Below are 13,609 nucleotides of genomic sequence, written 5' to 3' on the forward strand. Positions count from 1 at the left end.
CAGCATTGGCACTTGGCTTACCACTGTTGTTATTGACCTTACCACTGTGGTTCTTGCCAGCACTGCTGACGTTACCACTCTGGTTCCCAATTGCGCTTTGGGCATTACCATTGTTACTGGGTACTGGCCTTGGCATGATTCTTAAGGGTCTTGCTGACTTGCTTAAGTTCGCACTTGGTTCACTGTTTGGCTGGTTATTCCCACTGTTGGTACTCGGTGCCTTGGCACTTGGGTTGCCGCTGTTGCTATTGACCTTGCCACTCTGGATCTTACCTGCAATCTTAACTGCGCCATTCTGGTTGCCAATCCTTCTTGGATTGTTACCATTCTTAGCTGGTGCAATCTTAGCAGCTCTTGCTAAGGGTCTCTTGGATCTATTGAAGTTCGGTCTCGGCGCTATCTTAGGCTGGCTCTTTGCTCCAATTATTCTGGGTGCCCTGGCACTTGGCTTACCACTATTGTTATTGACCTTGCCATTGTGGCTATTGCCAGCATTGCTGACATTACCACTCTGGTTGCCACTCTTGCTTGCAGCACTGCCACTGTTGTTAGGCAACTTGTTGGGGGCATTCGCTAAGGGCTTAGCCGATCTTCTTAAGACCCTCGCTAAATTCCTGTTAGGCGCATTGCTCGGGACCTTATTTGCACCAATTATTCTGGGTGCCTTAACACTTGGTTTGCCACTCATACTACTGACACTCCCACTGTGGATTCTGCCAGCATTGCTGACATTGCCACTCTGGTTACCATTGTTGCTTGCAGCATTACCATTCTTACTTGGTAATCTGTTAGGTGCATTCTTCGGAAATGGATTAGGTCATCTGTTATTTACGGCAGCCTTGTTCTTGCTTGGCTTACCATTGTTTGGCCTTTTACACTTCTTGAGTAAATTGCTGAAGGGGATCTTCCTGTACCCATTGTTGGCACTCTTAGGGACGCTTCTCGGTGGTCCACTTTACTGGCTATTAATGCCACTCTTCATCTTGTTGCACTTGTTGCGCAAGGGCTTGAAGGACTTGTTGATTGGGGCATTATTATTCCCACTCGGCTTGTTGCTCGGTGGACTTCCATTCTTGCTGAGCTTGTCATTGCTGATTGGTGGGTTCTTACTCGCCAAGGCAATTGCGGATGCTTTAGCACTTGGTTTAGCTGGCCTCTTGACTGGTTTGCCATTCTTGTTAGCCTTGCCATTGGCCTTCTTGGGTCACTTACTTGGCTTGCTTGCTCTTGGCCGCTTACTGTTCACTGGTGCCTTGTTCTTACTTGGTTTACCACTGTATGGTTTGCTTCACGCTATTAGCAAGTTCTTGAAGGGTCTCTTCCTCTATCCATTGCTTGCATTGTTAGGGACGTTACTCTTCGGACCATTGTACTGGCTAGCAATGCCACTCTTGATCCTCTTGCACCTTCTTCGGAAGGCCATCACAGACGGATTGAAGTTCCTATTGTTCTTGCCACTCGGTCTGTTACTCGGTGGTTTACCATTCTTGTTATCACTACCATTCTTAATTGGTGGGTTCCTGTTAACAAAGGCACTCGCTGACTTGATTGGTTTGTTGCCAGCAGCATTGCTTGCAGCACTGCCATTCCTACTTGGTTTGCCATTAGCATTCCTAGGTAACTTCTTATTAAACAACTTGCTGGGCCACTTACTGTTCACGGCAGCCTTGTTCTTACTCGGCTTACCACTGTTCGGCTTGTTGCACTTCTTGAGTAAGTTGTTGAAGGGCATCTTCGTTTACCCATTATTGGCATTACTTGGTACGCTTCTCGGCGGCCCACTCTACTGGTTATTAATGCCACTCTTCATCTTGTTGCACTTGTTGCGCAAGGGGTTGAAGGACATGCTCATTGGGGCATTATTGTTCCCACTTGGCTTGTTGTTCGGTGGATTGCCATTCTTGCTAAGCTTGCCATTGCTCATCGGTGGGTTCTTACTCGCCAAGGCGATCGCGGATGCTTTAGCCTTCGGTTTAGCTGGTCTCTTGACTGGTTTACCATTCCTGTTAGCACTGCCACTGGCCTTCTTGGGTCACACCTTGTTACTCGGGTTGTTGTTGAAGCTTGGGTTATTAGGGAAGAGCCTGCTTGATTTGATCGGCTTCTTAGCCGCAAATGGATTGGGCGCGCTACTTGGTTTCGCCTTGTTGCCATTGTTGGCACTTGCCTTACCATTACTTCTAGCTGGTTTGCCACTCCTGTTATTAGCACTGCCACTGCTATTACTTGGCTTACCACTATTAGGCCTTGCATTACCGTTGTTAGCATTACTTGGTTTGCCATTAGCCTTGTTAGCATTACCAGTATTGGCCGGGTTAAAACTTGGCTTACTTGGTGGGGTACTCGCTTGGTTGGCCGTTCAATTTGGCAAGTTCTTATTGTCATTGTTACCAGGTTTCATCCTTGGAACGCGCTTATTGTCGTTACTTGGACTGGGACTGTTAGCCTTGCCACTGATCTTGTTGCTCGGTTTGCCACTGTTCTTCTTGGCACTGCCACTCTTACTGTTGGCCTTACCACTCTTGATCGGTCTTGGTTTATTAGCTTCACCATTGCTATCGCTTCTTGGGTTACTTGCATTGCCAATCTTGCTTGGCTTAGCATTGGGCGGCGTCTTCGGATTGCTAGCTCACTTGTTAGGCGACTTGATTAAGTTCTTACTTGGTTTACCAGTTGGGTTCTTACTTGGTTTTGCTTTGTTACCATTACTTGGCTTTGGTTTGCTACTCTTACCACTGTTATTACCGTTGTTGCTGTTAGGTTTGCCAATCACTTTGATTGGTGGCTTACTGGCACTTCCGTTCATTCTGTTAGCACTGCCACTGTTGGGAATTCTTGGTCAATTAGCCTTGCCGTTCGTTTTAGGCTCAGTCCTAGGCGGCTTAGCAGGCTTGATTGCATACCTGTTGACTAAGTTGGTTAAAGGGCTGATCAAATTGGCGTTGGCAGCAGCTGTGCTGTTACCATTGCTCGGCTTGCTAGCCTTACCAGTTCTGCTTGGATTACCATTCATTGCAGGATTAGTTCTCGGTGGACTGTTACTTGGCAGCTTGCTACTACCACTTCTGTTAGGTAAGTTCTTACTTGACGGGTTGAAGGGGATTAGCAGATTATTAATCGGTGGATTATTGCTTGGTGCTTTGTTGCTAGGCTTGCCACTATTGCTTCTTGGCTTGGCCGGCTTGATTGGCTTACCATTAGTCCTTGGTAAAGCCTTAATCGATGGGTTGAAGTTCCTGGGTAAATTACTCTTGGGTGGTTTGCTGTTAGGGCTTGCACTATTGGCCTTGCCACTGATTCTTCTGGGGTTGGCGACACTCCTTGCCGTACCTGTACTGCTTGGATTGGGCTTACTTCTGTTACCACTAATGCTTGGTAAGTTGTTCTTAGATGGGCTTAAGTTAGGCTTGTTGCTTGGCTTACCAATCATTCTTGGCTTGTTATTCTTGCTAGCCTTACCACTGCTACTTGGTTTACCATTCTTGGCCGGTCTTGCTCTGGGTGCATTGCCATTCCTTTTGGGATTACCATTGTTACTCTTAGCCTTGCCGTTGCTGCTTGGCTTACCATTTATTGCAGGAGCCTTGCTTGGATTGTTGCCACTCGGCTTACTCTCACTCTTAGCCTTGCCGCTTCTCTTAGGGAAGATGTTCTTAGACGGGTTGAAGTTGGGCGTTAAACTGATGTTGCCACTCCTCGCATTGCTAGCCTTGCCACTATTAATGGGGTTACCATTTGTAGCTGGTCTTGCCCTTGGTGCATTGCCACTCCTTCTAGGACTGCCATTGTTGGCCTTGGCTTTACCGTTACTCCTTGGATTACCACTATTAGCTGGATTGTTGTTATTACCACTATTACTGGGTAAGTTGTTCTTAGATGGTCTGAAGTTAGGCCTTCTGATGGGCTTGCCAGTCGTTCTTGGCTTATTGTTCCTGTTAGGCTTACCAGTATTACTTGGCTTGCCATTCCTGACTGGTCTTGCTTTTGGTGCATTACCGCTTCTTGGTCTTGGATTATTAGCTCGGCCAATTCAGATTGCGATTGCCTTGCAATTTGGCTTGCCGCTCTTGGGTGGTCTTGTGCTTGGCGCTTTACCACTACTAGCAGGATTGCTGTTATTGCCACTATTACTGGGTAAGTTGTTCTTAGATGGTCTGAAGTTAGGTCTTCTGATAGGCTTGCCAGTCATTCTTGGCTTACTGTTCCTGTTAGCCTTACCACTATTGATTGGGTTGCCATTCGTCGCTGGCCTGGCATTGGGTGCGTTGCCAATCCTTCTTGGGTTGCCATTGTTGCTCCTTGCTTTGCCACTCATCCTTGGCTTACCATTCATTCTGGGGCTGGCTCTTGGCGCGTTGCCATTGCTGTTAGGGCTACCGATCTTATTAGGTCTCTTAGGACTGCCAATCTTATTAGGTCTACTAGGTTTACCGTTGCTCCTCTTAGCACTGCCACTGCTCTTGGGCTTGCCACTGTTGTTACTTGGTTTGCCGCTGTTGGCCTTGCCATCACTGGCACTGCCGCAACTGTTAGGCTTACCACTGTTGTTACTTGGTTTGCCGCTGTTGGCCTTGCCATTACTGGCACTGCCGCAACTGTTAGGCTTACCATTGTTGTTACTTGGTTTGCCACTGTTGGCTTTACCATTCTTGGCCTTACCACTGTTGTTAGGCTTACCATTGTTGTTGCCACTATTGCCGTTGTTATTGCTAGGATTACCGTTACTTGGATTTGCCCTTGGCCGTCAAAAGCCACAGCAACCCGATGACAGTATTACGCCAGCAGAACCAACTCCAATTGTGCCAACGACTCCGGTTAAGCCAGAACGACCGGAAACGCCTGTTCAACCAAGTAACTTCTATCCGTTTGCCGTATATGGCTTGAAGAATATGTACCTGTACAGCGATCCAACGTTTAGTAAGAAGAATCGAGTTGCTTCTTACCGCGCTAAACCTCGTGTTTACCGTCCAATGTGGGTAGTTGTTGGGACTGCACGTTCTAAAGCAGGTCGGCTACGCTTTAAGGTTAAAGACGTGAACCACTTGTCTGCAACCAACGGCAAGACCGGCTACATTACAGCTCGGAAAGACTTTGTTGTGCCGGTATATTACCAGCAGGTTCATCAGACGGTCACGGTGATTAATCCTCGGGGTGTTAATGCTTATACCCGCAAGAATTTATCCGGGAAAGTCACGAACTACAAACAAGGCACAATTTTACATGTTAAGGGGATTGTTCGCCATCACTTGACGACCCGTTACGAACTAACGAACGGCAAGTTTATCACGACGAACAAAAAGTATGTGATTTATGGCAAACGGACCTTTGTTAAGGCCGTCCGGGCCAAAACTGCTTTGAATCGCTATAACAATGTAAATCTCACAAAGCGTAATAAGCACTACGCAAAGAAGCTTCATAAGTTATTCAAAGTTTACCGTTGGGATTATTCTCACGGTAACAGCAACAGGGTCCATGGGACCAAACGTTACCGGATTTCAGGTGGTTTCATCACCGCTAATCCACGGTACGTGTCTGTTGTTCGTTAGAACTGAGAACTAAAATTTGGAACCCTTTGCTAGTGTGAAAATCGCACTATGAGATCATCTATGACTGAGGAGTCTACCCGTAAAATTGCCACTTTTACGGATAGGCTTTTCGGCCATTCTGATGGGGGCCTTGCAAGGGGTAATTATCGGGGGATAATATAAATGCTTGAAACGAGAGAAACAGAAAAAAAGCTGTTCGATGCTTTTGTTTCAATGGTGCTGACTGAACAGTTGCCGATTAAAAAGGTAACGGTGACGCGGATTACCGCAAAGGCTGGCGTCAACCGACGGACATTCTATACCCATTTTGAAGATGTGTATGATTTGCACCGCCAGCTGCAAAATTGGTTGGTAGCTGAATTTGATACTCGGGTTGACCATTTGGTTGAACGGGGCGTCTTCGCTGCTAAGCCAATGATTTCGGATATTTTGGACTGCTTGGTGGTTAATCGCGACTACGCGTTAGCGATTGCGCAACTCGACCCAGAATATTTGCCAACCCACGTCGCCAATTTCATTGGCAAAGCGATTTTGGCAAGTTCGAAACTTTTGACGTTTGCTGATCAGAAGGGGATATCTGACAGCGAAATCAAGTATCAAGCTTATTTTCTGAGCGATGCGACTAGCTGGATCAGTTATCGTTGGCTAAAAAACGATATGGATATGTCTAAGGACATGTTGGTGGAGATGATTTATCGCCACGTTTTGGTCAGCGTGAGTCAGGTCTTGGACACAAATGTGACCGATTTGATTGATTAGGTGATATCGCAAAGAAGCGGCGTTCCGGAGTTTTCCGGAACGCCGCTTTTTGCGGGTGTGGTTGCTTAATGGGTCAGCAACCACACCCTTAAAGTCAGAAGATAGGATTCAATGATCGGTAAGCTAGTGGGTACTTTTAATTCCGATTCAACAACGTCAATGCACTGTTGGGACCAGTGGTGAATGGCGCTTTCGGTTGAGATCAAGGCGAGTTGGTCAGGCGTGAAGAGTCGGTCCAGTGATGCGCGCTTGACTCGGCCGTACTGATAACGCATATTAAGTGTCCACAAGTAATTGTATACTGCCTGCCAAGTGTCAATGTTAACGGTTTCCAGTTCACTTAACTGGTCAACTTGGGCGGCTAACTTGGTTTCCATGGTTGGGGCATCCAAAACGTAACGCGTTTGCCGGTCGCTCGTTTTTAGGTGGCCAAGTAACTCTTGAATGGCGCGAAAGACGTTGGCTTCCCGGCCATAAATGGCGACTCGTTGGTCAACGGAAGGATCCACCACGAGGTCAAAAGAATGAAGGAAGGTCGCCATCCAATTGAGATCGTGGTGCAAAACATCAGCGGGTTCGCCAAAAAACGTTTCAAGGTCAGTAAACGCCACGTGTCGTGGGGTATGAATAAGTAACCAGAGGGTGAATTTTAACTGACGCTGAGTTGGGGTGGATTCAATGACTTTAGGCATAGTAATAGCTCCCTTCATGAATACAGTATGAGTTGTAAGCGATTTCTTACTGTGTTAATCTAATCATCGCAGTTTATGATTATGGTGTCAAATTGAAAGCGACATGAAAATAAAATGAATGATAATTTAAGTTTGACATTTTATTTTAATTACCGTACAATTCAGAAAAACCCGAAAAAGGAGGAAACCACCACGTTTAATTCAGTTCAATGTGCTATGTGTATGTGTCTGACTTGCCAGCGAACTGACGGTGGTTTCTTTTAGATTGGAAAATTTTTAAGGCCAGCTCTGTGTGGGTGGCGAAGTTCCCAATCTCGAAGTGCCTAACTGTCAGTGATGACAGTTAGGCACTTTTTTTGTGGCGGTAGCGTTGGAGGTGATGAGATGGTTAGTGGTTGTTGGATGAATCGTCAAAAAAATTTCAAAAAAATAAAAACTAGGGGACGAAAAAAATGAAAATAACCGGTCGGAAATTTGGAGCAGTCTTATTAGCCATTGGGGTGGTACTGGTATTAACCGCCTGCGGCCAAACAAAAAAGTCGCAAGACAAGCAAACCCTAAACCTAAGCGCAACAGCGCCCTTGCCGACTATAGATATCTCAAAATCAACGGGTTATGGTCAAACCGGAAACGTGTTTGAAAGTTTCTTTCGGTTGGGTGCAAACGGACAAACTGAACCAGGACTGGCCAAGTCGGCCACCGTTTCAAAGAACGGCTTAACATGGACGTTTAAGTTGCGCGATGCGAAATGGAGTAATGGTGATCGAATTATCGCCCAGGACTTTGTTTATTCGTGGCGTCGGACCATTAATCCAGCTACGAAATCGCAGTATGCCTATTTATTTAACGGCATCAAGAACGCTTCAAAAATTAATGCTGGCAAAGCGAGCCCCAACACGCTGGGGATTAAGGCTTTAAATAGCCGGACTGTTGTGGTCTCGCTAGACAAACCGATGACTTACTTTAAAGTCCTCATGGCTTATCCGTTATTTGCCCCGCAAAATCAGCGGGTCATTAAAAAGTATGGTAAAAAGTATGCGACAAAATCCGAATACATGGTCTATTCGGGCCCATTTAAAATTCAACACTGGAACGGGACCGGTAATAAGTGGCAGTTTGTCAAAAATCCGAATTACTGGGATGCCAAGGTTGTAAAGCTTAAGAAAGTGAACTTTACAGTCGTTGCGGATCCTGGAACGGGATTGGATTTGTATCAGCGTGATAAGTTAGACTTAACGCCGCTAGCTAATCAGCAAGTTAAGAATTACAAAAACGATAAGGCGTTCAAGGAATATCCTTACTCGTATGTCAGTTTTTTAAAGTACAATTTACGTGACAGTAACGCAACACTCCGGAAGGCGCTTAACAATCGTAATATTCGCTTAGCCTTGTCGCTGGCGCTGAATCGGCAAGCCTTAACAGAAAAGGTGTTAGGCGATGGTTCAGAAACACCAACTGGGTTTGTGGCCAGTGGATTGGCGACAGACCCAAAAACAGGAGTCGACTTCTCTAAGCAACAGGCGGTTAAGAACACAGTTAATTACAATGTTAAGTTGGCAAAAGCGGACTGGCAGAGGGGCATGCGCCAAATTGGGGCCAAAAATTTACACTTTACCTTGCTGGCTGGAGCTGATCAGACGGTAACGAGCCCGTTGACCCAGTATCTGAAAGGCCAGTGGGAGAAGGAATTACCCGGTTTAACCGTTGATATTAAGACGATGGCGACTCAACAGATTGCCTATCAAAGTGCCGCAAAGGGTGACTTCGATGTGCTGATTTCTGGTTGGGGTGCCGATTTCAATGACCCAATTTCATTTTTACAAATCCCGATGAGCGGCACCTCCTATAACTTCGGTCACTATCGCAATGAGGCGTATGACCGGCTAGTCAACCGAGCGGTAAATGCGGATGCTAACAATCCTGAGAAACGTTGGCAAGACTTGGTTTCAGCGGCTAAGATCTTCAATGCTGATCAGGGGATGACCCCGCTATACCAACAGGTGACGGCTTATCTGCAACGCAGTGATGTTCACGGCATCGTCCACAATACGGCGGGGACTCAATGGAGTTATAAAACAGCTTACATCAAGTGAGGGTGACTAATTGACATTAAAAAATGGCGGTGGGCTCAAAGCCTGCCGCCATTTTTTGTTATTTCTCGTGATGAGTGATTAGAGGACGTGGGTTGGTGTGGGGTTCACTGTGAGGGCCCGAACTGTATCCTGAGCAGTGAACAATGGTGTTTGGTGGCTCAAAGCAGTGGTAATAAGCTGTTGAGCCGTTGCGTGTTCATCATCCGAGGCAAGGGCGAAAACGACGTCGTTAGGCCACTCTTGGTCGGCTTGGAACGTGATAGGGGAATAGCCAGATTCACTTAAATGTGCCATTAGAGCTGTGTTTTGGGTATCTAACGGTGAAACCACGACGGTCCCAACCTGCGAGCTATCATAGTGATAACTATCAAATAATGCTTGGTGAAGGGCCTCAGTAAAGGTGGCACCGCGACCGAGATCTTCGCCCGTTGATTTCATCTCGGGACTCAGAGCCGTTGGGGCGCCTGGCAACTTGGCAAATGAGAAGACTGGGGCCTTAACATACACGTCAGCGGGTTCGGCGCCCAGTCCCGGAGTCAAGCCCAAGGCTTCAAGGGATTGGCCGAGAATTAAGTGGGTGGCGAGTTGCGCAAGGTGCTGGTGCGTAATTTTACTCATGAACGGCACTGTCCGAGAGGCCCGAGGGTTGACGTCGATGACGTAGACTTTATCTGCAATGATAAACTGGATGTTCATCATGCCGATGCAGTTGACAGCCAGGCCAATAGCTGTAGCAATCCGAACAATTTCGGCTTTTTGGTCAGCTGACAGGTGTTGTGGTGGAAACATCGCGATAGAATCACCTGAGTGCACCCCGGCACCTTCTAGATGTTCCATAATACCGGGAATATAAACTTGGTGGCCGTCGCTTAAGATGTCAACTTCACATTCAATGCCCGAGATATCCTTATCGACCAAAATGGGTTGGCCGTGGCTATTTTTTAAAGCGGGAATCAGGTAGTCATCTAGTTCGGCTGCAGTGTGGACAACGGCCATTCCTTTGCCACCCAGCACAAAGCTTGGCCGGACAAGGACCGGGAAACCAAGCTGAGTAGCGATTGCATGAGCTTCAGGTAAGCTCATGGCCGTATCACCTGCCGGATGGTCAATGTGGTGAGTGGTCAAGAGCGCCTCAAAGTCGTGCCGGTTTTCGGTCAATTCAATGCCATGCATTGAGGTACCGAGAATCTTAACCCCCCGATCGACGAGGGCTTGGGTGAGGTTGATAGCAGTTTGCCCGCCAAACTGAACGATGACCCCAAGCGGCCTTTCGAGGTTAATGATGTTCATCACGCTATTGATGGTTAGAGGCTCGAAGTACAATTTATCCGAAATCGAAAAATCAGTTGAGACGGTTTCGGGGTTGTTGTTGATAATGATGGCGTTGTATCCCGCCGCTTGAATGGCTTTGACCGAATGCACGGTTGTGTAGTCGAATTCAACGCCTTGCCCAATTCGGATGGGTCCAGCACCAATGACGACGATGCTGTGACCAAGCGGTTGACTTTCATTTTCGCTTCCAATAGTGCTATAGAAATAAGGTGTGCTACTCTCAAACTCGGCGGCGCAAGTATCCACCATTTTATAAACCAGATGTTGATCAGCCATCGCATGAAGCCGGTCGAGTTCATGATCCGTCACCTGACGAACCGATTGAATCATCATGTCACTAAAGCCGATTTCCTCAGCCGTTTGGACCAGATTAGCCGTCAGCATTTCAGTCATGAGCTGTTTTTGCACGGTCATGATCCGCTCGAGTTTGGCCAGAAAGAATGCATCAATCTGGGTTGCAGCCTGGAGTTGGGCGAGCGTAGCCCCCTTAGCGATGGCTCCGAAAAGCTGGAACAGCCGGATGTCAGTTGGGGTTTTAATGCTGGTCAACAGCGTTTCAAGATCAGTTGTGGCGAGATTCTCGGGGACCAGTTTGTTTTGTAAATCAGTATTGAGTTCTAGTGATTGGACCGCCTTTAAGAGCGCTGCTTCGATGTTGGTCCCAATGGCCATGACTTCGCCGGTGGCTTTCATTTGGGTGCCAAGGGTCCGGTCCGCATGGGTGAACTTATCAAAAGCAAAGCGCGGAATCTTAGCAACCACGTAGTCAAGGGTGGGTTCGAACATGGCGTAGGTGGTTTTGGTAATGGGATTCATAATTTCGTCAAGGTTTAGCCCCACCGCAATCTTGGCGGCAATTTTGGCAATGGGGTAGCCGGTAGCCTTAGAGGCCAGGGCTGAGGAACGACTGACCCGGGGATTCACTTCAATGACGTAGTAGGCTTCACTGGTGGGATCCTGGGCAAGTTGGACGTTACAGCCCCCCTCGATGGCTAACGCGTTAACAATGGTGAGTGACGCGTCTCTTAGGCGTTGATATTCCTTGTCAGTCAATGTTTGGGTGGGTGCAAAAACAATTGAGTCGCCGGTGTGGACACCGACGGGATCGAAGTTCTCCATACCGGTCACGATGATTGACGACCCCTTATGATCCCGCATGACTTCAAATTCGATTTCTTTATAGCCCGCGATGCTTTTTTCAATCAGGCATTCGGTTTCTGGAGACATCGTTAATCCCCGAGCCAGGATGGTCGTCATTTCGGCTTCATTATGGGCAATCCCGCCACCAGTTCCGCCAAGGGTGTAGGCGGGGCGAACGATGACAGGGTAGCCGATGGTTTTGGCAAAGGCCAGTCCAGCATCGAGGTCGTAAACGGTTTTAGAGGCGGGGATCGGTTGCTTCAACTCGTCCATCAACGCTTTGAAAGCCTCCCGGTCCTCTGCTTGGTTAATCGTTTGCAGGTTAGTACCTAGTAAGGCCACATTTAAGCGGTCGAGCACACCGGCTTGACTGAGTTGAACGGCTAGATTAAGGCCGGTCTGGCCACCCAATGTCGGTAGCAGCGCGTCGGGACGTTCCTTTTCAAGAATGGCGGTCACACTTGGGACGGTCAGCGGTTCTAAGTAAACCTTATCGGCAATCTCAGAATCAGTCATAATCGTAGCTGGATTCGAGTTGATGAGGACAACTTCGTAGCCTTCATCTTTCAGGCTTAAGCAGGCTTGACTGCCCGCATAGTCAAATTCAGCAGCTTGGCCAATCACGATTGGGCCGGAGCCGATGATCACAATTTTATTAATATCAGTTCTTTTTGGCATTATTTAATCCCCCCGTTTGCGTGCATGAGTTCAACAAATTGGTTAAACAATCGTCGCGCTTCATGGGGGCCTGGAGCGGCCTCAGGGTGATATTGGACGGAAAAGACCGGCCGGTTAGGATATTCTAAGGCTTCGCAGGTGTTATCGTTGATTTCAATTCCCGTGACTTCAAGGGGCGTATTATCAACGGAATCAATGTCGACCGCGTACCCGTGATTTTGGGAGGTCATGATGACTTCGCCAGTTTTTAGGTTCTTAACGGGGTGGTTGATTCCCCGGTGGCCGAACGGCATCTTATAGGTATGCGCGCCGTTAGCGAGGGCCAATAACTGGTGGCCGAGACAGATTCCGAAGAGTGGGTACTGGTTTTGGAGCTGGCTGATGACAGGCAGAAAAGCCGAGAAGTCTTCAGGATTACCAGGCCCGTTTGATAGTAAAATTCCGTCTGGGTGGAGCGCTTCAATATCTTGGAATGTGGCTTCGGGTGTCACCACAGTTACGCTGACGTTAAACGCCTGAAGGGACTTGATGATGTTGGTTTTGACGCCAAAATCAACAAGGACAACGTGCGTCGCTTGAGCACCGTCGGCTGGGCTGTAGGTGGCTGATTTTACAACGTCAGCGACCGTTTGACTACCGTTGAGCTGACTTTTAGACAGCGGCTGATTTGTCAGACTGGCCGCCATGGTACCGTGTTCCCGGATAACCTTCGTTAACTTTCTGGTATCGACACCGATAATGGCCGGGACACCAGCTTTTTCAAGAAATTGAGAAACTGTCATAACACTTTGATAGTGATAGACCGTCTCCGCAAATTCTTGAGCCACCACGGCTGCTGCAGCAACGCTTGGTGATTGATTGGCACCAAGGGAGATGCCGTAGTTACCGATTAGCGGGTACGTAAAAGTAATCATTTGGTTTGTATAGGAAGGATCCGTCAGGGTTTCTTGGTAGCCGGTCATACTCGTCGTAAAGACCAACTCACCGTGAATTTCCTTAGTGAGATTCCCAGCGGCTGTTCCAATGAACACATCGCCATTTTCTAACGTTAGGTATTTTTTCATATTGAATGCTGCCTCCTCAATGTCGCCTCTCTGGACGTGGTTAATTGCTTTTTTGAATAAGATAAGAGAAACATTAGAAAATGTCAACTCTTTTTATTCATAAAAAGTGGATATTCTGGGTTAATATAAGTAAATCACCCCACAATTCAATATAATATACATTTTGATGAAACTCATAATGAGAAATGAGAGATCCATCACACTTCTAAGTAGTGTACTGTAACCACACTATCTACGCAAGGGAACCGTCGAATTATTTTTAGTTGGCATGACGACTTGATTGTCAGTTATTCAGAGATTTGAAT

At 47.4% G+C, this 13,609-nt stretch carries 6 protein-coding genes; 3 read left to right on the top strand and 3 right to left on the bottom strand.

The features are described from left to right. The coding region (locus FC96_RS12990; protein ID WP_235804705.1) for a DUF5776 domain-containing protein at positions 1–5,546 on the top strand (5,546 nt) is incomplete at its 5' end. A 162-nt stretch (positions 5,547–5,708) separates the two neighbouring features. After that, positions 5,709–6,305 carry a TetR/AcrR family transcriptional regulator gene (locus FC96_RS02465; protein WP_056941892.1) on the top strand — a complete coding sequence of 199 codons (597 nt, stop codon included), beginning with the start codon at positions 5,709–5,711 and terminating at the stop codon, positions 6,303–6,305. Positions 6,306–6,370: 65 nt separating this feature from the next. Here FC96_RS02465 and FC96_RS02470 read toward each other — a convergent pair whose 3' ends face one another. Continuing rightward, a complete protein-coding gene (locus tag FC96_RS02470; RefSeq protein ID WP_056941893.1) occupies positions 6,371–6,997 on the bottom strand; it encodes a hypothetical protein in 627 nt (208 codons plus the stop codon). Between the two features lie 452 nt (positions 6,998–7,449). Here FC96_RS02470 and FC96_RS02475 point away from each other — a divergent pair, with 452 nt between their 5' ends. Next, positions 7,450–9,090, top strand: coding sequence for a peptide ABC transporter substrate-binding protein (locus FC96_RS02475; RefSeq protein ID WP_056941894.1), 1,641 nt, complete (start codon positions 7,450–7,452; stop codon positions 9,088–9,090). A gap of 78 nt (positions 9,091–9,168) precedes the next feature. Here the strand turns inward: FC96_RS02475 and carB are convergent, their stop codons facing one another. After that, the gene (carB, locus tag FC96_RS02480; RefSeq protein WP_056941895.1) at positions 9,169–12,240 is read right to left on the bottom strand and encodes a carbamoyl-phosphate synthase large subunit; all 3,072 of its coding nucleotides are present in this window, start codon (positions 12,238–12,240) and stop codon (positions 9,169–9,171) included. Further along, a complete protein-coding gene (locus tag FC96_RS02485; protein ID WP_054659104.1) occupies positions 12,240–13,304 on the bottom strand; it encodes a carbamoyl phosphate synthase small subunit in 1,065 nt (354 codons plus the stop codon). Before FC96_RS02485 ends, carB begins: the two co-directional genes overlap by 1 nt. Between the last annotated feature and the right edge of the window lie 305 nt (positions 13,305–13,609).

The organism is Secundilactobacillus kimchicus JCM 15530 (genome assembly GCF_001433995.1).
Classification (GTDB): domain Bacteria; phylum Bacillota; class Bacilli; order Lactobacillales; family Lactobacillaceae; genus Secundilactobacillus; species Secundilactobacillus kimchicus.

What these genes read in the sequence shown, in the direction of transcription:
- FC96_RS02465 (WP_056941892.1), top strand. Translation starts at nt 5,709, where the DNA reads ATGCTTGAAACGAGAGAAACAGAAAAAAAGCTGTTCGATGCTTTTGTT.
- FC96_RS02470 (WP_056941893.1), bottom strand. Translation starts at nt 6,997, where the DNA reads ATGCCTAAAGTCATTGAATCCACCCCAACTCAGCGTCAGTTAAAATTC.
- FC96_RS02475 (WP_056941894.1), top strand. Translation starts at nt 7,450, where the DNA reads ATGAAAATAACCGGTCGGAAATTTGGAGCAGTCTTATTAGCCATTGGG.
- carB (WP_056941895.1), bottom strand. Translation starts at nt 12,240, where the DNA reads ATGCCAAAAAGAACTGATATTAATAAAATTGTGATCATCGGCTCCGGC.
- FC96_RS02485 (WP_054659104.1), bottom strand. Translation starts at nt 13,304, where the DNA reads ATGAAAAAATACCTAACGTTAGAAAATGGCGATGTGTTCATTGGAACA.